At 67.3% G+C, this 20,644-nt stretch carries 18 protein-coding genes, 1 tRNA gene and 2 pseudogenes; 15 read left to right on the forward strand and 6 right to left on the reverse strand.

The window, feature by feature from the left end; all coding sequences use genetic code 11:
* Nucleotides 1-18: 18 nt before the first annotated feature.
* Nucleotides 19-1,305, reverse strand: a complete 1,287-nt coding sequence (locus NM203_RS08115; RefSeq protein WP_255059322.1) for a VWA domain-containing protein — start codon at nt 1,303-1,305, stop codon at nt 19-21.
* A gap of 16 nt (nt 1,306-1,321) precedes the next feature.
* Nucleotides 1,322-1,891: a dCTP deaminase gene (gene dcd / locus NM203_RS08120; RefSeq protein ID WP_255059323.1), complete on the reverse strand. Its 570-nt coding sequence runs from the start codon at nt 1,889-1,891 to the stop codon at nt 1,322-1,324.
* A gap of 107 nt (nt 1,892-1,998) precedes the next feature.
* Here dcd and NM203_RS08125 point away from each other — a divergent pair, with 107 nt between their 5' ends.
* A complete protein-coding gene (locus NM203_RS08125) occupies nt 1,999-2,853 on the forward strand; it encodes a cutinase family protein (RefSeq protein WP_255059324.1) in 855 nt (284 codons plus the stop codon).
* An 88-nt stretch (nt 2,854-2,941) separates the two neighbouring features.
* Here the strand turns inward: NM203_RS08125 and NM203_RS08130 are convergent, their stop codons facing one another.
* A complete protein-coding gene (locus NM203_RS08130; protein ID WP_255059326.1) occupies nt 2,942-4,096 on the reverse strand; it encodes a hypothetical protein in 1,155 nt (384 codons plus the stop codon).
* A 515-nt stretch (nt 4,097-4,611) separates the two neighbouring features.
* On the opposite strand from NM203_RS08130, the gene NM203_RS08135 reads away from it, so the two are divergent.
* The 8 genes and pseudogenes from NM203_RS08135 to NM203_RS08170 all read left to right on the forward strand — a co-directional run bounded on the left by NM203_RS08135 (nt 4,612) and on the right by NM203_RS08170 (nt 10,149).
* A tRNA-Gly gene (locus NM203_RS08135) sits at nt 4,612-4,682 on the forward strand.
* Between the two features lie 308 nt (nt 4,683-4,990).
* Nucleotides 4,991-6,307, forward strand: coding sequence for a DUF1254 domain-containing protein (locus tag NM203_RS08140; protein ID WP_255059327.1), 1,317 nt, complete (start codon nt 4,991-4,993; stop codon nt 6,305-6,307).
* A 109-nt stretch (nt 6,308-6,416) separates the two neighbouring features.
* Nucleotides 6,417-6,527 (forward strand): annotated as a pseudogene (locus tag NM203_RS08145) (nitroreductase/quinone reductase family protein); the annotation flags it as partial.
* Nucleotides 6,528-6,539: 12 nt separating this feature from the next.
* Nucleotides 6,540-6,872: pseudogene (locus NM203_RS08150) on the forward strand (class I SAM-dependent methyltransferase); the annotation flags it as partial.
* A gap of 71 nt (nt 6,873-6,943) precedes the next feature.
* Entirely contained in the window at nt 6,944-7,576 is a 633-nt protein-coding gene (locus tag NM203_RS08155) for a TetR/AcrR family transcriptional regulator (RefSeq protein WP_255059329.1), read from the forward strand.
* A 59-nt stretch (nt 7,577-7,635) separates the two neighbouring features.
* Nucleotides 7,636-8,880: an acyl-CoA dehydrogenase family protein gene (locus NM203_RS08160; protein WP_255059330.1), complete on the forward strand. Its 1,245-nt coding sequence runs from the start codon at nt 7,636-7,638 to the stop codon at nt 8,878-8,880.
* 150 nt (nt 8,881-9,030) lie between these two features.
* Nucleotides 9,031-9,921, forward strand: coding sequence for an alpha/beta hydrolase (locus NM203_RS08165; RefSeq protein WP_255059332.1), 891 nt, complete (start codon nt 9,031-9,033; stop codon nt 9,919-9,921).
* Between the two features lie 75 nt (nt 9,922-9,996).
* Nucleotides 9,997-10,149 carry a DUF2256 domain-containing protein gene (locus tag NM203_RS08170; RefSeq protein ID WP_255059333.1) on the forward strand — a complete coding sequence of 51 codons (153 nt, stop codon included), beginning with the start codon at nt 9,997-9,999 and terminating at the stop codon, nt 10,147-10,149.
* 467 nt (nt 10,150-10,616) lie between these two features.
* Here the strand turns inward: NM203_RS08170 and NM203_RS08175 are convergent, their stop codons facing one another.
* On the reverse strand, nt 10,617-11,240 hold the full coding sequence (locus NM203_RS08175; protein WP_255059334.1) for a TetR/AcrR family transcriptional regulator: 624 nt from the start codon (nt 11,238-11,240) through the stop codon (nt 10,617-10,619).
* A gap of 96 nt (nt 11,241-11,336) precedes the next feature.
* Between NM203_RS08175 and NM203_RS08180 the strand changes: the two genes are divergently transcribed.
* The 3 genes from NM203_RS08180 to NM203_RS08190 are packed head-to-tail and all read left to right on the forward strand — an operon-like array spanning nt 11,337 to nt 13,398.
* Complete coding sequence (locus tag NM203_RS08180; RefSeq protein ID WP_255059335.1) at nt 11,337-12,080, forward strand: SDR family oxidoreductase; 744 nt, start codon at nt 11,337-11,339, stop codon at nt 12,078-12,080.
* Between the two features lie 33 nt (nt 12,081-12,113).
* Nucleotides 12,114-12,968: an SDR family oxidoreductase gene (locus tag NM203_RS08185; protein WP_255059336.1), complete on the forward strand. Its 855-nt coding sequence runs from the start codon at nt 12,114-12,116 to the stop codon at nt 12,966-12,968.
* Between the two features lie 55 nt (nt 12,969-13,023).
* Complete coding sequence (locus NM203_RS08190; RefSeq protein ID WP_255059337.1) at nt 13,024-13,398, forward strand: VOC family protein; 375 nt, start codon at nt 13,024-13,026, stop codon at nt 13,396-13,398.
* Here the strand turns inward: NM203_RS08190 and NM203_RS08195 are convergent.
* Nucleotides 13,395-14,168 (reverse strand): dienelactone hydrolase family protein, encoded by a 774-nt coding sequence (locus NM203_RS08195; RefSeq protein WP_255059338.1) that lies wholly within the window; start codon nt 14,166-14,168, stop codon nt 13,395-13,397. The genes NM203_RS08190 and NM203_RS08195 overlap by 4 nt on opposite strands.
* A 516-nt stretch (nt 14,169-14,684) precedes the next feature.
* Nucleotides 14,685-15,524, reverse strand: a complete 840-nt coding sequence (locus tag NM203_RS08200) for a class I SAM-dependent methyltransferase (RefSeq protein WP_255059339.1) — start codon at nt 15,522-15,524, stop codon at nt 14,685-14,687.
* A gap of 111 nt (nt 15,525-15,635) precedes the next feature.
* On the opposite strand from NM203_RS08200, the gene NM203_RS08205 reads away from it, so the two are divergent.
* The 3 genes from NM203_RS08205 to NM203_RS08215 all read left to right on the forward strand — a co-directional run bounded on the left by NM203_RS08205 (nt 15,636) and on the right by NM203_RS08215 (nt 20,644).
* Nucleotides 15,636-18,713, forward strand: coding sequence for an ATP-binding protein (locus NM203_RS08205; protein WP_255059340.1), 3,078 nt, complete (start codon nt 15,636-15,638; stop codon nt 18,711-18,713).
* Nucleotides 18,714-19,047: 334 nt separating this feature from the next.
* The gene (locus tag NM203_RS08210) at nt 19,048-19,395 is read left to right on the forward strand and encodes a hypothetical protein (protein ID WP_255059341.1); all 348 of its coding nucleotides are present in this window, start codon (nt 19,048-19,050) and stop codon (nt 19,393-19,395) included.
* A gap of 157 nt (nt 19,396-19,552) precedes the next feature.
* Nucleotides 19,553-20,644 carry an oxygenase MpaB family protein gene (locus tag NM203_RS08215; protein ID WP_255059342.1) on the forward strand — a complete coding sequence of 364 codons (1,092 nt, stop codon included), beginning with the start codon at nt 19,553-19,555 and terminating at the stop codon, nt 20,642-20,644.

Here is a 20,644-nt window from a genome sequence, read left to right on the forward strand (position 1 = left end):
TTTATCGGGGATTCGGGCTCAGGCGCCGAGAATGCCGGCCTTTCGCGCCGCAGCCAGCCAGGCGGGGAACTCCGACATGACCCGTGCGTAGAAATCCTCGTCGCTCATCGCCTTGACGTTCTCTACCGCGACGAAGCCGGCGTTGTCGACTTCACGGCCGGTGAGCTCGTCGAGTTTCTGCAGGAACGGGAAGTCGTCCTCGCGGCCGATCGCCATGAACTGGATGAACATCGGCAGTCCCGACGCGCGCAGCACCACCTCGGCCGCGGCCTTGCGGTCGCTGTTGCCGCCGTCGGTGACGAAGGCGACGTAGGTGGGCATGGTGGCGCCGCGCCTGAGTCCCTGCGCGATCCGCTCGAGGGGCGGCGCGTACTTCGTCGTGCCCCAGATGCCCTTGCGCTTTGTGGTGCGGTCCGTCCAGCCCTCCCGGTTGGCGACGGTCACCGGTTCCGCATCGTGCACACGGTGGTCGAACAGCAGGGTGTCGATGGTGCCGTTGTCGTCGAAGAGCAGGGCGGCGGCGAGGAACCTGTCGATGAGTTCCTGATAGCTGCCGTTCTTGAACAGGGGGTGCGACGAGCCCGACACGTCGAGCACCAGGATCACCTCGGCACGCTCACTCGAGAGACCGCGCTTCTCCAGGGAAACCGTTGCGGCGTCGAATTTCTGGAGCAGGACGGGCGACTGGTCGGACACCATCTTGCGCAGGTTGACCTGGCGCTGCTTGTTCATGTCGATCGTGGGCGCCGGGGGCGCCGGGGGTGTGGCTTCGGCGGGCGCGTCGTCGATCGCGATGCCGAACTCGGTGGCGATGCCGGCCAGCCCGGAGTCGTAGCCCTGCCCGACGGCGCGGAACTTCCACGCGCCCTGTCGTCGGTACAGCTCGCCGAAGATCAGCCCGGTCTCGGTGGTGAGGCCCGACAGCGGGAAGTCGGCAACGGTGGCACCGTCGGCGAGCACCGAGATGGCCAGTCCACTGGCCTGACTGAAGGAATGACCTTTGGCCGCCGCGTCGTGAATCGTCGCGGTGAACGCGATGCGGTCGATGTCCGCGGGCACCGACGCGGCGTCCACCTCGAGGCGCTGCCCGCCGCGAGCGCCCGCACCGAGGTGCCGCACCGAACCGTCGGGGGACGCCGGCTGGTTGTAGAACACCATGTCGGCGTCACTGCGCACCTTGCCGGAGGCGGTGAGCAGCAGCGCGCTGGCGTCGATGTCGACGTCGCCGGCGACGGCCCAGGTCACCTCGACGATCAGCCTGGCGGTCGGAACCCCCGTGTTCGCGCCTTTACTGAGCTGCGCCATGACCCCTCCCCCTCGTTCAGTGCCTGATGAAGTTCTGATACGACTTCGACGGCGTCGGGCCGCGCTGGCCCTGGTACTTCGATCCGGCCGCGCTGCTGCCGTACGGGTGCTCGGCGGGGCTCGTCAGGCGCAGCAGGCAGAGCTGGCCGATCTTCATCCCCGGCCACAATGTGATCGGCAGGTTGGCCACGTTCGACAGCTCGAGGGTGATGTGGCCGCTGAAGCCGGGATCGATGAACCCCGCCGTCGAGTGGGTGAGCAGGCCGAGCCTGCCGAGCGACGACTTGCCCTCGAGCCGACCCGCGAGGTTGTCCGGCAGACTGCAGCGCTCGAGCGTCGACCCCAGCACGAACTCGCCGGGGTGCAGCACGAACGGCTCGCCCTCCTTGGGTTCGACGAGCGTGGTCAGGTCGTCCTGGCGGAGCGCGGGGTCGATGTGGGTGTAGCGGGTGTTGTTGAAGACGCGGAACAGGTTGTCGAGTCGCACGTCGACGCTGGAGGGCTGGACCATTCCCTCATCGAAGGGGTCGATGCCGAGGTGACCGGCGGCGATCTCGGAGCGGATGTCGCGATCGGAGAGCAGCACGCGTACGACCCTAACGGTGTCTAAGGAATCGCCGACTTTCCTATCGAAACTCTGTGTGTTCGCGCAGTTGGAGCGCATGACGCACATCCGAGTGACAGCATTTGCCCATGGGACTGATGAGACGGACGGGTGTCATTGTGACGGCGGTGGCATCGGCCGCGGTCGTGACGCCGTGGCTTGCCGGGCCGGCGACCGCGGCGCCGTGCCCCGATGCCGAGATCGTGTTCGCCCGCGGCACGACCGAGGCGCCCGGCGTCGGGCCCACCGGACAGGCCTTCGTCGACGCGGTGCGCTCGCAGGTCGGCCCGAAGTCGGTCGGCGTGTACGCCGTCGACTACCCCGCCACCATGGCGTTCTCGACCGCCGTGCAGGGCATCTCCGACGCGCGCGCCCACATCCTGTCCACCGTCGCCAGCTGTCCGGACACGAAGCTCGTGCTCGGCGGCTTCTCCCAGGGTGCGGCGGTCATGGGCTTCGTCACGGCGAGTGTTGTGCCAGAGGGTGTTTCACCCGACGACGTGCCCGCGCCGATGCCGCCGGAGGTCGCCGACCACGTCGCGGCCGTGGTGCTGTTCGGCAAGCCGTCGACCCGCTTCATGAACGTGCTCAAGGATCCGGACGTCGTCGTGGGGCCGTACTACGCGGCCAAGTCGGTCGACCTGTGCGTTGACAACGACCTGGTGTGCGATCCGCGTGGCCGGGGCTTCGCGGTGCACAACCAGTACACCGAACTGGGCCTGGTGAACCAGGGCGCGACCTTCGCGGTGCAGCGGTTGCAGGCGGAGTGGGCGGCGGAGGCGGCGACTGCGGCAGCCGCGGGCGAGGAACCTGCGCCAGGGCCGGACGCGACCGCGCTGGTGGTCTCGGACGATGACCAAGCGCCGGTGCCGCACCTGGCACCCGTCACGCCCGTCCCGATGGGCCCGCCTCCCGGTCCGGCGGTCCCATCCGCTCAGGCCTAGGAGTGCCGCGCCGCGCCGGATGCTATTCCCGTCATCGGTTCCACGGACCGGACCAGAGATAACCCGTCCTTCCGCTCTGCGTTGAGCCCTACCCGCGTGTTTTCAGATACTGGGTCAGCCCGAACTTCTCGACGAGCGTGAGCCAATCCGTGCCCATCACCTCGTAATCGGCGCGTTCGCGTGCGGTCGGCGCGTTGCCCTGCCATGAGAATCGCTTGTCCAAGCCCGAGACGGAGTCGCGGCAGCTGAAGGTCAGTGGCTGCATGCCGGGGATTTGCACGTGCATGCCGATGGCCGTGGAATAGAACCTGCTCACTGCATAGCTCGCGATACCGCCGAAGAGAAACAGTCCAAAGGGAAGCCTGGGCTGAAAGACCACCGGCGTCGCGCTCACCTGCGCGGGCCACGCCGAGGCGATCACGGTGTTGGTATTCGGGTCGACCACCCAAATCGCCTCTGGTCCAACATCGATGGCCAGCCGAGGTCGGCTGACCGATTGCATGAATTCGTTCCGTTGCCGGTATTGGAACGCCCCGAACTCTTGAGCCAGCAGCGGGTTGGTGAACAGCAGGCAGCGGGTCAGCCCGCTCGGTGCCTGAGATGGTTTATCCAGCGCGCTTCGGGCGGACACGGGTCGCGAACCACCGACCAGGGCGAGAACTTCCTCGAACTCCGCGGCTGGCAACTGCGCGTCGATGTCCATCTCGAGGCCGTAGCCCACGTCCGGCGCGTCGAGTCGAGTTCCCGCAGGAACGCGGCGATCTCGTCCGCCGAGAACGAACCGGTGCGGCCCGCACTGCAGGTGCAGCGCCGTACCCATGGTCATGCCACCGGTCTGCCCCCAGGTGCCCAACTTCGCAGTACTGAACAAATAGACATCGCCTGGCCGCGTGTTGACTGTGAGACTGTGGTTCGCGACGGAAATGACGATCTTCTTGCTCCCAGACCGCGAGTACCAATACCAGCCGCCGACACAGGCGATGAATACGACTGCTAAGACGGGTATGACTATTGGCCCGACGATCGCGAGGAAGTCTCGCGGGACTAAGAGATACAGTCCTCCGACCAGGGCGCTGCCCACGAACGTGAACCCGAGGATGGCGGCCACCCAGATGCCGTAGGACGCACCGGGGTTCTTCTGCCAGGCCGGCCCCGTTCGGGAGGCCGTCTTGGAGCCCCAGAACGGGGGGTCCGCCACGAACTGCCGTGCCCCGGCCACTGGGTGGTTGACGTTCATCGACATGGGCCCCTCCCTTGGCGCGCATTCACGTCGGGGTTCGCGCTGGTGCCATTTCGCGTGCGAACACGGCACCTCCCGGCCGTTCTGGCAAATTGATAGTAGGACCTTGAGTAGCGACTTGAACAGACTGGCAAAGTTACGAACGTAAGGCTCCTGCCGTGCCGGCAATCTGATCTGCAGGGAGTCGCCGACGACCGCACCGGGCCGGTAGATACCGACAGCGCGGCCCGGTTCACTGCGCGACGGTCCTTCTGCCTCGCACTTCGTTCGGTGATACAGCGTCGAAAAGCCCTGGGAGAACTCGAAGTCCGCTCGATGAAGGTGCGCGGACAGTTGCCGGCGACCGCGATCGAGGACACGTGGTCAGCCGATGACCACGCGCCGGTGCCGCGCCTGGCACCCGTGACGCCCGTTCCGATGGGCCCTCCCGCCGGGGCCAGTGGCCCCATCCGATCAGGCCCAGGGGTGGCTTGCCGCGCCGGATGCTAGCCTTCGTAACCACCAGCGCTGCTGGCAGCGCCGATGTAGTTCAATGGCAGAACATCAGCTTCCCAAGCTGAATACGCGGGTTCGATTCCCGTCATCGGCTCCGTGTGCTGTCGCAAGACATCCGAATAGCTCTGAACCCTCGTTGGGGGTTCAGAGCTTTTTTCGTGGGCGGCCGCAGGGACTTCGCGGGGTCGATAGTCCCCGGTGGGGTCGATGGTGAGGTGTCGCGTGACCGCTCAAGGTTGGCGGCCCGACCGCTCGTACGCAGCTGCGGAAAGCCCCCGTCGGTTCGAGTCTGAGAAATTCACGTGAGTGTCAGCGAGTCGGCGCTTTACTCCGAGCGCGAAGGTAGGTTGTCCGTCGTCGTGAGCACCGTGCTCAGCGGCGACGTGCGGAAAGCGAGCATCTGTGAGCACCCTGTCTGCTGACCTACGGACGCTGAGCCGTGAAGCGTTCGTGTACTTCTACCCGCTCATCACGATGGACATCACCCGGTTACAGGCGGTCAACTCGCCCATCGGCACCACGCCGGGCTCCGGCCCACCGAATCGGTTCTCGCATTTGCGTGCCTTCCCCACCGCCGACTTCCGCGCCGTCGTGCGACCGAACTTCGACACCCTGTACTCCTCGGCCTGGCTCGACCTCACCGCAGGACCGGTGAAACTGTCCGCACCTGACACCGACGACCGGTACTACATGCTGCCGTGCATCGACATGTGGACCGACGTCTTCGCCAACCCCGGCAAGCGCACTACGGGAACCGAGGCAGGCGAGTGGGTCATCGTCGGACCCGGCTACACCGGGAAGCTGCCGTCGGGCCTGCCCGTCATCGCCGCGCCGACACCGTACGTGTGGATCATCGGACGCACCCAGACCAACGGGGTCGTCGACTACCCCGCGGTGCACGTCGTGCAAGACGGCTACACCATCACCCCGCTGGATAAAGCACCCGAGCACAGCGTCGACGCGGACTACGACGTGACGACCGAACCGCTCAAGATCGTCAACGGTATGACGGCGCTGGACTACTTCGCGTACGCGGCGAAGCTGCTGTCGGTGATTCCGCCGCACGCCAGCGACTTCTCGCAGCTGGCTCGAATCGCACTGCTGGGTATCGCACCCGGAAAGCCGTTCGACGCGAGTCGATTCAGTGCCGACGACCAGGCGGAGCTCGAAGCCGGCAAGGCCGACGCGCTGGCCGCCATGACGGCCTCCCTACCGACGTTGGGCACCAGTGCGAACGGGTGGAACGTGTTGGCGGACAACATCGGCGTGTACGGCAACTCGTACTTCAAGCGGGCTGTGGTGACGCTGATCGGGTTGGGCGCCAACCCGCCTGAGGATGCGGTGTACCCGCTACTGACCGCCGATGCCGAGGGCAACCCGATCAGCGGTGAGCACGACTACGTCATCCACTTCGACGCCGACAAGCTCCCGCCCGCCTACGCCTTCTGGTCGGTGACGATGTACGACGCCGACGGCTATCAGGTTGCGAACGAACTCGACCGATTCGCCATCGGTGACCGTGATCGGTTGACCTACAACGCAGATGGTTCCCTGGACCTCTACCTCCAGCACACCAATCCCGGTGAAGAGCGCGTGGCGAACTGGCTGCCCGCCCCGCTGGGACCCCTTGGTGTCACGATGCGTCTCTACGCCCCCAAGGCCGATGTCCTCGACGGACGCTGGTACCCACCGGCGGTCCGAAAGGTGTCGGCGGGTTGAGCGGCTTGCGGTGAGCCGCGGCTGAAACCGTCAACGGCCCTGTCCCGCCACCGCATCGAGGTGATGGTCGAGGAGTACTACAAATTGCGTTCCGACGTCGTCTAGCGCAGACGAGCGAGCGCGGCTGTGGCCGCACCTGGTCGAGGCCTACGCCGATTTCGACTCGTACCAATCCTGGACGGACCGCGAGATTCCCGTCATGGTTCCCAAATCCCGCTAGAGCACTCGCGACACGCTCCCGGTGGACAAGCGCGACACCTACCTGAAATCCGTACACCGCGCCGCCGCACCGGGTGCGGACTACTACATCCTGGTCTTCGCCAAAGGCGCCTATCCCGCGGACATGGCATCCAAGCCCAACGAGGTCGACGCGTACGAGCTTCACGCCGCGGTCGGACGCTACTTCGACATCGACTTCATTCGCCCGGCACCGATCCTGGCGAAAGTCCAAGCGCTACCGGGACTTCCCAATCTGACACTGCCCTTCGAACGAGACCGGCTCGGGCGCCTGCAGTTCCCCGGATACCTCCTGCGCGCCCGCAAAGCCGACTTCGCCGCCACCTGATCCCCGGCGGGCAGCGTCGATTTGCGGTCAATTCTGACTGCCGGGAGCCGTGCATTCGTTAGTCTGCTCGCATGGCATCCACCGCCGCGCAACTCCGTCGGTCGCAGACGAGTCGGCGGGCCGACAGTCACGCGCTCATCCTCGACGCCGCCGTCGACCTCCTGGTGGAGCGGGGATACGGCGGCACGACGACCGTCGCCATCCAGGAGCGCTCCGGCGTCACCAGAGGCAGACTTCTGCACCACTTCCCCTCTCGCGACGCCCTGGTCGTCGCCGCTGTACACCACCTCGCCGATCAGCGGATCGCCGAGATGGAGCGGTGGTTCGAGCACACCGCCGACCGGAATCCCGGTGGCGGAGCGCGGGTTGATCGGGCAGTCGGCCAGTTGTGGAACACCTTTCGGCAGCCGTACTTCTGGGCCGCCATGGAACTGTGGAACGCCGCACGCACTGACGACGGTGTGCGACGTGAACTCGCCGCATCCGAACGCAGGCTGGGCCGCGCCATCGAGCACGTCGTCGCCACGATGTTCGGACCGGTCCACAGCAGCCACCCGGCGTTCGACGACGTGCGCGACGTGCTGTTCACCAGCATGCGAGGAGTAGCACTCACCTACTCGTTCGTCGAACGTGATCCCGCGACCGACCCTCACCTCGCGTTGTGGCGCTCGTTGGCCCGCCGATTGCTCGGCGTCGACGCGTAGCCGAGGAAAACCGGTCAATCGTGACTGTTATTGTCATGCGATCGTTCGAAGGAGGCCACATGCCCGAGGTCGACGCACCGCCGTCCGTCCCGCGCACCCAAGACCGGATGACCCACGACGTGTGGTTGCCCGAGGAGATCGTCGCGTTGCGCGCCGAAGCCCGCGCCGCGGTCGAGAAGCGACTCGTCCCTCACGCACGCGAGATCGGTGAACGCGAGGAGTCCGCCGACAGCTTTCCGTGGGAGGCCTTCCGCGGGCTAGCCGACGAGGGCTTGTTCGCCGTGCCCTTCAGCTCGGAATACGGTCGCGGACTACAGCATCCGATGCTCGGCACCTGCACCGTGACCGAGGAGATCGCCTATCACTCCTCGTCGATGGCCGGGGTCTACGACGGCCAGTGCATCCTCGTACCCCAAACGCTCACCTTCGCCACCGACGCCCTGCGAGCACGCCTGATCCCGGAACTGATCGGCGGACGCACGGCCTTCGCCTTCGCCACCACCGAACCCGACACCAGTTCCGATCTCACCGCCGAACGGATGCGCACCGTCGCCGAGGACACCCCGGAGGGCTTCGTCGTCAACGGGCGCAAGCGCTGGATCACCAACAGCATTGTGGCCGGCTGGGTCTCGGTGCTGGTGCGAGCCGGGGCCGGAAGCAACCGGGCCACGATGCTGCTGGTTGATCTGTCGTCGCCGGGGGTCCGCATCGGCACCCCGGACCTGAAGATGGGACACCGCGGACAGATCACCGCCGACATCGAGTTCACCGACGTCCTAGTCCCCCACGCCAACCTGCTCGGCACAGCGGGCGGCGGCCTGGGGGTCGCGCTATCCGCGCTCGTACGCGGACGGATCGGCATCGGCGCCGCAGGAGTCGGCGTCGCCCAGGCGGCACTCGATCTCGCCGTCGAACGACTACGGACCCGCCACGTCTTCGGGCACCCACTCGGCGCGATGCAGCACTGGCAGTTCACCATGGCTCAGCGCGCCACCGAGATCGAGTGCGCCCGCACGCTATACCAGAAGGCGGCCACCCTGCTCGATCGTGGCGACCGCAGCGCCGAGCCGGAAGCCGCGATGGCCAAGGCGTACGGCACCCGCCTGGCCAACGACCTTGTTCGAGAGGCCATCCAAATCCACGGTGCGCTCGGTTTCGCCCGGCACGTCGGCGAAACCGGCGAGTCGGTACGGCTCGAGGAGATGTATCGCGACGCGAAGATCCTCGAGATCTTCGAAGGCGCCAACGAGCTCCAGCAGTGGATCATCGCCCGACAGCTCATCGGCCGCGACGTCACCGGCTAGGGAAGCCGGCCTGCGCCTCAGGCCCACGTCTGCACGCGATTCGTCCGCTATATTACCGTGAAGTAAGTACACTTGTTCACTGAAGCGAATCGGCGAGGAGGACGACCGGATGGCCGATGCCGCGGAACAGTGCCGTCGCAGGTGCGCCGCATGACCCGTGTGGACGTCTCGTTCGAATCCGGCGCCGACCGGTGCGCGGGTTGGCTGTACACCCCCGCCACCGAGGGCGCACCGCGGCCGACGGTGATTTTGGGGCACGGCCTTGGCGGGGTCAAGGAGATGAGACTCGACGCCTACGCCGAGCGCTTCGTGCAGGCCGGTTACGCGTGCCTGGTCTTCGACTACCGGCATTTCGGCGCCAGCGGCGGTCTGCCCCGGCAGCTTCTCGACATCAAGAAGGAATTGGCAGACTGGGCGGCCGCCGTCGCCTACGTTCGCCGTCTCGAGGGCGTCGACGGCGATCGAATCGCCTTGTTCGGTTCGTCGTTCGGCGGCGGTCTGGTCATCGACGTCGCCGCCGCCGACGGTCGCATCTCAGCCGTAATCTCCCAGTGCCCCTTCACCGACGGGTTCGCCTCGGCGCGCGCAAGCGGCACGATATCCACCGTGAAGGTGACGGCGTTGGCCACTCGAGACGTGGTGGCGGCCGCACTCGGACGCACTCCGGTGATGGCCGCCCTGTCCGGTCCCCCTCGATCAGCCTCGCTCATGTCGGCCCACGACTGCGAACCCGGATACCGGGCGCTGACCGACACCGCTCCGGCGTTCCGCAACGAAGTGTGCGCACGCTTCGCGCTCGCGATCGCGACCTACTTTCCGGGCCGCCGTGCCGCTCGGCTCGACTGCCCCATCCTGTTCGCGCTGTGCCGAGACGACACCGTCGCGCCCGCAGCGGCGAGTCGCAGGCACGGGGAACGAGCGGCTTGCGCGGAGATCGTCGAATACCCGTGCGGGCACTTCGACATCTACCTGGGAGACGCGTTTGAACACGCCGTCGGAGACTACGTCGACTTCCTGCACCGGCATCTGCCGGTGGCCTGACACGTACGCAGCACAGGCGCCGTTGTGCACTGCACCGATCGACTGGATCCGCGCGAAAACGGGAATGCCCTCGTCATGCCACCCGAGGAAACCAAGACGTGCCCTGTGTGCCGACGGCCGTTCACGAACCGTCGCAAGTGGCGCACGCGCGGAGTGTGGGATCGCGTCGTGTACTGCTCGGAGCGCTGCCGTCGCACCGGGAGAGCCGATGAGCAGCCTGCCAAGTGAGACGGTTACCCGCGCAGCCAATCTCGAATGGTCTCGACGAGTTGCGTCTTGCATTCCAGCGGTAGCCAGTGCCCCGCGGGCAGGTGAGCGACGGTGAGCTCCGCGCAGGCCGCGCGCATGGGGTCGCCCCTGGCGATTGCCGGTGATGGTGCAGATCGGATCCCATTCGCCGTTGACGAACAGGACCGGCATCGTGAGACGCCCGCCCTCGGGTGCCGCACGCGCGTAGGCGGTGTTGGCGGCGCCGTTGAGATACCACGCGCACGAGGATCTGTAGCCGCTCTCCCGGTAGGCCCGCGCGAGCGCGTCGAAGTCCGTGCGCGCCACATCAGACCGATGCCGGGCCAGCCGTGGACGAAGATCATGCGGGGTCCACCGGAGGAGCCCGCACTCGAGGTAGTGGGTGGTGTGCCGAGATGTGCTGAAACCGCGCGGTTTCAGGGTCGGCGTGGCGGCCGGTGCGCCGGTCAGTCGCACGTCGGCACACCCTGCGGGACAAGAGCTCTCAGCCCCGCCAGGGCCACGTCAACGACGACGTCCAATCGCTCGGGGGCGACTCCCGCCGCCGCGTGGACCGCGAGCCCCTGCCCGACCGTCACCGTGTAGGCCGCCAGTGCCGCGGTGTCAACGCCGGACGCGTCCTCGGTCCTGGACAGCGCCTTCGCCACGGCGTCCTCGAGGCCCTGCCGGTACTCGGCGAGCAGTAGCGGGATCCGGGCGTGGTCCGGCGCACAGGCCAGCCCACCCTGGATGGACAGGCACCCCGGCAAGGTGCCGGTGCGGGTCATGGCCTCCCGCGTGGAGCGCAGATAGGACTCGAGAACCTCGTAGACAGTGGACTTCGCCAGTACCGCATCCAGTTCGCCGTGGGCCACCAGACCGTACCGCTCGAGGGCGCGGGCGAAGAGCGCCTCCTTACTACCGAACACGTGGTACAGACTCGGCTTGTTGATCCCCATGGCCCTGGTGAGCTCCGTCAGTGACGCCCCCTCATAGCCCAGCCGCCAGAACACCTCGATCGCGGCGTCGAGCGCTCGACCCTCGTCGAAGGTGCGAGGTCGACCTCCGGCGTGCCGTCGCTCTGCGTCCATCCCCCGATCCTAGGCGCACCTCGCACTCGGTTTACCGATCGGTACAAAACTGATAGGTTGACCGTGAAACCGATCGGTACAAAACTGGAGGGTCCCGTGTCGTCACTGGTAGGAAAGACCGCACTCGTCACCGGAGCAACGTCGGGAATCGGGCTGGCCGCGGCTCGTGCACTTGCGCAGGAGGGGGCCTACGTCTTTCTCGTGGGTCGGCGTGCGGACGCCCTCGAAGCAGCCGTCGCCGACATCGGCGTCGACCGGGCCTCGTTCATCCGCGCCGACGTCACACAGCAGTCCGACCTCGACGGTATGGCGGCCACCATCGCCGACACGGGGCGCCGACTCGACGTCGTGTTCGCCAACGCGGGCATCAACGAGTTCGCGGTGCTCGGGGATCTCACCTGGGAGCACCACACCAGGATCTTCGATACCAACGTCGGCGGAATCATCTTCGCGGTGCAGGCCGCTCTTCCACTGCTCAACGAGGGCGCGTCGGTCATCCTGTGCGGGTCCAACGGCGACGTGAAAGCGGCCCCCGGTGCAAGCGTCTACGCCGCGTCCAAGGCCGCGATCCGGTCCCTGGGCCGCAGCTGGGCCGCCGAACTGATCGACCGTGGGATCCGCGTGAACGTCGTCGCACCCGGACTCACCGAGACACCGGGCCTGAACGACCTCTTCTCCGGAGCCGACGACGCGCTGGCCGACCTGACCTCCACCGTGCCGCTGGGACGGCGCGCCCGCTCAGAGGAGATCGGTAGCGTCGTGACGTTCCTGGCGTCCGACGGAAGCTCCTTCATGACCGGCTCGGAGGTCTACGTCGACGGTGGAGCCAGCCAGTTCTGACCCGGTTACCGTTCACGAAAGGATGTGTTTGTCATGACTCACGGCCGTGATGACTCCCCTCGCCACTGGTTCGTCACCGGCGCGACGGGCGGACTAGGCCGAAACATCACCGAATACGCCTTGCAGCAAGGTGACTCGGTCACCGCGACCGCGCGCCGAGCGGACGGGCTCGACGACCTCCGAAAGCGCTACGGCGATCGCCTGACCGTCGAGGTGCTCGACCTGAGCCCGCCCGCCGATGTGGATACCGTGATCTCACGCGTGCTCGCCGCGCATCCCGTCGACGTTGTCGTCAACAACGCCGGCTACGCGCTCGTCGGTGCCGCCGAGGAGATGAGCCCCGATCAGATCCGCGATCAGATCGAGGTCCTCCTCGTCGCCCCGATGCTCATTACGCGAGCGTTCCTCAAGCCGATGCGAGAGCAGGGAGGCGGCCGGATCATCCAGATCTCCAGCCTGGGCGGACAGACCACCGTGCCCACGCACAGCGGCTACCACGCGGGCAAATGGGGACTGGAGGGGTTCACCGAGAGTGTCGCGCAGGAGGTCGTCGACTTCGGCATCCATCTCACACTGGTCGAAATCGGAGCCACTCGAACGTCGTTCCTCTCCGGCATGCGATTCGTCGAGGCGACGCCCCCGTACGAGTCGACCGCCGTGGGCCGGCTGCGACGGGACATGCGCGACGCCGACGCGGGCGCCCTGCTCACCGGTGATCCGCGGAAGATCGCAGAGCTCGTCTACGCCACCACACGCCAGAGCGATCCCCCACTACGGCTCGTTCTCGGCGAAGACAGCTACGAGGCCATTCGGACTGCACTGACCGAGCGCCTCGCGGCACTGGCGCCCCAGAAGTCCGTCGCGGCGTCGGTGAGATTCACCGAGTGATCCCGTTCGGGGGCGGCACCGATGAGTTCTCGCGCGGATTCGAGTCACCACGCACATGACAGCCGAACTCTTCACCGGACTTCACTGCGTCGCCGTGCCCGTCCGCGATCAGGATCAATCGAAGGCCCTCTTCGAGACACTGGGGTTCATCACCACGATGGACGCGGAACTGCAGCCGGGCTTTCGCTGGATCGAACTCGCACCCTCGACGGGTGGTCCATCGCTCGCGCTCGTATCCACGGGAAGCGAGCTTCCGACGGGAATCGACACGGGCATCCGGTTGGTGACGCCCGACGCCCGCGCCGCGCACGCTGCGCTCGCGGAACAGGGACTCGACGTCGGCGATCTCCTCGACTGGGAAACGGCTCCGCTCATGTTCAGCTTCCGAGACATCGACGGCAATCGCTACTACGTCGGTCAATCCGCCTAGGGCACAGGGTTATCGGCCGATCCAACCGCTTCGTCGAGCAGGTCGAGCACCGCCTGCCACGCCCGTGTCGCGTGCACAGCGTGGTGACCCACGCCGGGCACCGTGTCGAGGACGTGAGTGGTGCCTCCGGTCAACGAACCGTCGGCGTTCGTCGGAGCGGCCCAGAAGGCGTGCTTGGCACCACCGTAAACATTGACGCGCCAATCGATTCCGGCATTCTGGAGCGCGGCGGTGAATGCGAGCAGTTGATCCGGCGTGCACAGTGGGTCCTCGGAGCCCGTGCACAGTAGGTAGGCTCCGTCCACGCCCCGCCAATCGTCGGCGCGGGCGGCCGGAAAGCCGGGGTGGATTGCGGCGAGTGCCTTGAAAGGCACTCCCGCACTGGCGAGTTCCAACACGATTCGGCCGCCGGCACCGTATCCCAGCGCCGCGAGCCGGTCGGGGTCGGCGCCGGGCTCGGCGAGTAGAACGTCGAGCGCCGCACGGCCGATGGCCTCCATGCGGGCGGGGTCGGCCATCAGGGGCATCACCCGCGCCAACATCGCCTCCGGGTCGCCGAAATAGGTCCGGCCCGCGTGGTAGTCCATTGCGAGGGCGATGTAGCCGTGCTCTGCGAGGTCGTCGGCGCGGCCGCGTTGATAGTCGTCGAGACCGATCCCGTCATGTCCGATGAGCACTGCAGGCCAGGGCCCCTCGCCGTCTGGCCGCGCCAGGTGCGCCACCATCGTCAGTCCGTCGGCGTCGTAGGTGACTTCTCTAGTGGCGATCATGTGGTCACGCTAGCCACGATTCGCGCGCGCCAGAACCGCGTTCGCCTCAAGCTGATCGGCTGGCGTGCCGCACTCGGCCATCGCGTGTGACTGCGGGGTCGACCGCAAGGGCAATGCGTTCAGCACTACCCGCGTATGTGCAGATACTGGGCCAGCCCGAATTTCTCAACGAGCGTAAGCCAATCCGTGCCCATCACCTCGTAATCGGCGCGTTCACGTGCGGCCGGTGCGTTGCCCTGCCATGAGAATCGCTTGTCCAACCAGAGACGGAGTCGCGGCAGCTGAAGGTCAGTGGCTGCATGCCGGGGATTTGCACGTGCATGCCGATGGCCGTGGAATAGAACCTTCACTGCATAGGTCGCGATAGCGCCCCAAAGAAACGTGCCAAGAGGCGCATTCAGCAGGAATCTCCCCCCGCGGGCCTGCACGGACACGGCTACTGATGCGAATCACGCCGTGACTCTTATCGGCCGCGCGAGCCTCTTTCGTCCGCCCTACTGCTGGACCCCGCTTCGGTCATCGCGTCCCCGATCCGACTAGCAGCTCGCAGGGTCCGACGAACCCGTCATCGGCCTGGTACTGCCGCAACACCTGGTGCACCTCGTCCCAGACGTCCTCGCGCTCGTCGTCCGGGACCCCCGCGAGCATCTGGTGCAGCGCCCCGAAGGACTCTCGCTCGAACCGCAGGCACTCGGCAGCGGACGGGAGCCGAAGGGGTGCGTCCAACGACTCTACGGTCACGTCGTGGAAGCCGGCTGACGTCAGCATTTCCTCCAACACCCCCGGCGCGCCGAGGCTGAAGGGGCCGGGCAGGCCCGGTGCCGGGGCGGGCAGGCCGGCGCGGGCTCGGATCACCGACACCGGTCCGGCGAAGAAACCGTTCCGGTCGGGCGTGGAGTAGACCACCACGCTGACCCGGCCCCCGTCGTCGAGGGCGTCGCGAAATCCGGATACCGCCGCGCGCTGGTCGGGCAGGTAGATCAGGCCGAGGCGCGAGATCACCGCGTCGTATCGCCCGCCCACCCTGTCACTGAGCTGCTCCCCGTCGCATTCCACGGTCTTCAGCACGAGTCCCTCGTCGGCAGCCCGCTTCTCGGCGTACTGCAGAATCGCCGGCGAGATGTCGGTGGCCACGACCTGCGCACCGCGCCGAGCGGCGGCGAGGCTCTGTCCGCCCGCACCCGCTGCGACGTCGAGCACCCTCACCCCATCGCCGATCCGCGCGGCGTCGAGCATGAGCGTGGTCGCAGCGCCCAGCCAGTCCTCGAGAACCGGCCCCCAGCGGTGCCAGGCCTCGGCCGCGTCCTCCCACTGCTGACGCGTCGTCTGCTTGTACTGAATCGGATCGAATCCCATGACGTCCTCCTCATTCGATGTCACCGTCACCCTGAAGGCGCCAGATCGATCGGACATCACGGAAGATTCGTTCTGGCAGTTTGCTAGACCGCCGCCAGCGACAATGGGTGGATGACAGACGCGCGCGTTCTGTTCGGACGCGACGCCCCGCTGGACGCGGTCAGCCGCGTCATTACCGGCGCGCGGCGCGGTGAGGGTCGCTTGATCCTCGTGAGCGGATCCGCCGGCATGGGTAAGACGTCGCTGTTGCGGGAGTCGCTGCGCTCCCCGTCCGAATCCGTCCTCGCCTGGGGCACCTGCCTGTACGGCGGTGCAGCGCCCGGCTTCTGGCCGTGGACCCAGGCGCTCAACGCGGTGGTGCGGGCCGTCGGCACCGACGCGGCCCGCGCCGCGGCCGGAGCGGACGTCGGCCTCGTCGCAACGGTCGTGTCGAGTCTCGGCGAGCCGGCGGGCGTCGAATCATCAAGCCGCGGAAGGATGTTGATGCTGGACGCGACTCTGGTCTGGCTTCAAACGCTGGCCGCCGACCGCGGCGTGGTGGTAGTACTCGACGACCTTCAGTGGGTTGACGATTCGTCGCTGGAGCTCCTGGAACTCGCCGCCGCGTCCGCGTGGCCGTCGTCGGTGAGCGTGATCGGGGCCTACCGACACGACGAGCTCGGGGACCGGCTGGCGGAGCGACTGGCCGCCGTGACGGCCCGCGCCGAGCACGTCAGACTTCGAGCCCTCGGCGCCGAGGCGGCCGCCCAACTGGCGACCGTGCTGACCGGACGCTCGCTCGAGGACCGCGAGGTGGCGACGCTGCTTCGCCGGGCCGGCGGTCACCCGCTGTTCCTCCGAGAACTCGCGTTGGCGGCCGCCGACGGTTCCCCGGCCGACGAGGTTCCGTCCGCGATCCGCGAGGCCATCGACCGCCGGGCCCGGCGCCTGGATCCGCGAACCTCACGGATGCTCGGCGCGGCGGCGCTCGCCGGGTCGGTTGTGATGCCGGACGTCGTCGCAGCGACGCTCGGCTGCTCCCGTGCCGAAGTCGAGCAGGCAGTCGACGATGCTGCGGCGGCCGGCGTCCTGATGATCGCCGACGGGCGAACGCGGTTCGCACACGACCTCTATCGCGAAGTCCTCGCGGCGTCGGTCGCGCCCGAGGATCGGCCGCTTCTGCACCTCGCCGTGGGTCGGGCGCTCGCGGCGCGAGCCGAACGGGTATCCGGGGTGGCTCCCTCCGAGATCGCCCGGCACCTCCGCTTCGCAGTGGCGACCGGCGGCCTCGACGAGGCTGTCAGGTGGGCCCTGCGAGCCGCACGGACGGATCGCGCCTCATCGGCTCTCCCGGAGGCCGCCGAGCATCTCCGGCTGCTGCGCGTTTCGATCGCCGACGCCGCTGTGAATCCGCCCGCAATCGTGTTGGTCGAGGTGCTGCTGGCCGAGGTGGACCTGCTGGCTCGGGATGGCCGCGCCGCCGAGGCCCGAAACCTGCTTCACCAGGCTCGCCGCGCCGCGCGACTCGCAGACGACCCCAGGGCCGGTGCGTTCGTCGCGTTGGCCGCGGCCGGGCTGGGCTCGCAGTTCGCGACCCGACGGGACGAGGTCACCGCGGAACTCCAGGCCGCACTGCACCACGTTCCCAATGCGGACGCCGCACTGCGGGCCAAGCTCACGTCCACCCTCGCCCGCGAGCTCGCGCACTCGGTCGCCGAGGAACGCTCGCAGGCGAGGGAGCTCGCCGAGCAGGCGCTCGCTCTCGGACGGACCACCGGCGACCAGGACGTCCTCGCCGACTGCCTCCTCGCCCGCCACGACGTGCTCTGGACGCCCGGCGCCGCCTCGGAGCGAGTCGAGGTGACCGTCGAGCTCGTCGGTCTCGCTCGGCGCGGCGGCGATCCCGAACGCCTGGCGGAGCGGCTGCTGCTGCACGCCAACGCTCTGCTGGAGAACGGACGCGTGTCGTTCGACGGCACCCTCGACGAGTGCCTGGCGCTGTTGGCACGGCAAGGACAGCTGCGGCACCGCTACACGCTGGCCACGCGGCGGGCGTTCCGCGCGCTACTGCACAACGAGCTGGAGAAGGCCGAGTCGCTGATCGACGCCGCAGTCGCCCTGGGCGAGCGGCTCCGCGAGCCGGACACGCAGAACGTTGCGATGTCTCAGCGGTTGGAACTGGTCCGCGCCCGCGGAGCGGCGTCGGAGCTCGTGGCGTTCGCGGACGAGGCGGTCAGGCACTGGACCGGCGCGCCGATACACGCGCACGCCGTCGCCGCGGGCTTCAACGCAAGGGCGGGCAACCTCGCAGACGCCAGCCGCCACATCGCCGCGGTCCACGACCTGGGCACCTGGCGCGCGGAGCGGTCTTACCTCTGGTCGGTGTTCGTCCGCGAACTCGCCGTCGCCGCCGTCGCCGTGGACGACCGGACCCTGTGTGCCGAGTTGTTGGTCGAGCTCGAACCGCTGGCCGACTCATGCGGCGTCAACGGCGCACTCGTCGCGTTCGCGGGCAGCCACGCCCACACGGCGGGCAAGCTCGCCGCCGCCCTCGGCCAACACGCCCGTGCGGAGGACCTACTGACGCGGGCGTGCCGGGTATACGAACGACTCGGTGCCTCGATGTCGGCCGAGGCACGCGCCGATCTCGACGCGGTGCAGCGCAGCGCGGCGACGGCGGCGTCCCACGTGTTGCGCAGACGCGGCCTCGACTGGGAGGTGACGTACGACGGGCAGACCGCTGCCGTACGCGACTGCAAGGGCATGCGCGACATCGCCTCATTGGTACGACAGCCGGGCGTCGAGGTGCACGTGCTGGACCTCGTGGCTTCCGGCGTCACGTCCGACGACGCCGGCCCGATCCACGATCGCCGCTCGGCTGACGAGTACCGCCGACGGATCGCCGCACTGGCCGGGATGCGGGAGGAAGCGACGGAGCAGGGCGACGCGAACCGCTTGGCCGACATCGACGACGAGCACGACGCGCTAGTCGCAGAGATCCGCGCCGGCACCGGATTCGGTGGTCGTCAGCGGGCGTTCGCCAACAACCCCACGGAGCGTGCGCGGAAGGCGGTCGCCGGCCGAATCCGCGATGCACTGCGTCGCCTGGAGCAGGTGCTACCGAACGCCGCCGAGCATCTCGACCGGAATCTCGTCACCGGAATCCGGTGCAGCTATCGCGGCGAAGATCGTTGGGAGATCACCGGCTGATGGCCGCCGTCAGAGATCAACGGTCGGTAATCGCGCAACAGTGACCGTGCGCGAGTAACGATCTTGACGGGCGCCCCGACTTCAAGAAGAGCCACGTCGAAACAAATAACCGCGAGAAATTATTATCGCTTCAGTTAATTAGGTTTGCTGTGTTCAGTAATATTCCGATGAAACTCCTGCCAGATGTGTTTCTCGCCCACAGTCACGGGGTAGCCAGGAGAACGGGAAGCGCAAAGTGCACACCGCTCTAGGCAGGCCGATCCTGCCTCCGGTGCAAGTCATAAACGGTCGGGGACCGGCTTGTCGCTTCCCAGATCACAAGGAGTGAACACGAATGAAGAACACCATCAAGCGGACGACGATCAGCGCGGCCATCGGCGGATCGCTGTTGTTCAGCGGTTTCGGGATCGCCAACGCCGCCCCGCCCGTGAACCTGCAGGACGGACTGATCAACGTCGGCGTCGGTAACGTCGAGATCGCCAAGAACGTCAACGTCGATGTTGCCGCTCAGATCATCGCCGCCGTCTGCGGCACCGACGTGACAGCCGCCGTGCTGGGCGCCGTCGACCAGACCGGCGACACGCAGACGTTCTGCAGCCTTCCGGGTGGCGACCTCACCGCCACCCAGAACGCCGGTACCAGCCCCGGCAACTCGGGCAATGCGCCGGGCAACAACCGGTAACCCTTCACACTTCTGCCGCCCGCGCGCTCATCAGAGCGCGCGGGCGGCGTCGTGTTCGCGGCGGAGATAGGTGTTTTGCTACGCCCGTGAAGCATTACCGTACATATGTGAAGGAATTTCCTTCACATATGTATTTTCTCGGGTTATGGTCGGTCCCATGACCACGACGACAACACCGCGACCGCTCCGCCGGCGCCTAGCCGGCAGCCGAGTGCAACCCCACCAGGACTACGGCTTCTTCGGCCCGGACTCGGTGGCCTGGAAGGTATGGAGCTACCCGTCCTCCCTGACCGTGGGATTCCAACGGGCCGTCGTCATCGAGGAACTCGATCCCAGCCTGGTTGCCGCCGTGGACAAGACCCACGACATCTACAGGCGCCCGCGGACGCGCTATGACCGCACGGTTCGCTACTTCGCCATGGTCGCCTTCGGCGGCTCCCGCGAAACATCGACGGCTGCAGACGTTCTGGTGAAGATCCACTCCAAGGCAATCGGCACCGAACCCTACGGTGGCGGTCGCTACGACGCCAACGACCCCGCCTCGCAGCTGTGGATTCACCTCACGGCTTGGCACTCCATCCTCTACTGCTACGAGAAGTACGGGCCCGGCCCACTCTCGCCGGAGGAGGAAGCGCGCTACTGGCGCGAATGCGCCGTCGCCGCCGAATTCCAGACCTGCTCACCGGATGACGTGCCGCGCACCCGTGAGGGTGTCCGCCAGTACTTCGCGCGCATGCGCCCGCACCTTGCCGCCAGCGAAATAGCCACGGAGGCAATGGAGCACCTGCTCAACGCCAAGGTGATGATGCCGCCGATGCCGAAGGCCGCCCGGCCGGTGGCCCGCATCGCGGCTGAGGTTCTGCGGGCCGGCAGCATCGCGACGATGCCGGACTGGATGCGGGAGATGAGCGGTATCAAGCAGTCCCGAATCATCGACGTCCTCGTGCGCCCGGTGCTGCGGACGGCGTTCCTGGTGGGCAGTCTCAGCCCGAGGGCTCAGGTACTCGCACTGGGAGTGCTGTCGCCGTCGACGGTGCCGATCGCGGCGCCCATCCTGCTCGGGGTACCGCCGGTCACCCCGGAGATACTCACCCCGGCCGAGGCGCGCCGTCGCTACGGCTTCGAGGCGCCCGCCGTAGCGCATCAGGAACTCAGGGCTCGCCAGGCGGCTCGCGTCTTCGGTGAGCGCGTTGAGCCCAGCGACGAGGGGCTGATCGAATCGGAGCCCATCCTGGGATCCATGAACTGA

Source organism: Mycolicibacterium arenosum (genome assembly GCF_024320865.1).
In the GTDB taxonomy this organism is placed as follows: domain Bacteria; phylum Actinomycetota; class Actinomycetes; order Mycobacteriales; family Mycobacteriaceae; genus Mycobacterium; species Mycobacterium arenosum.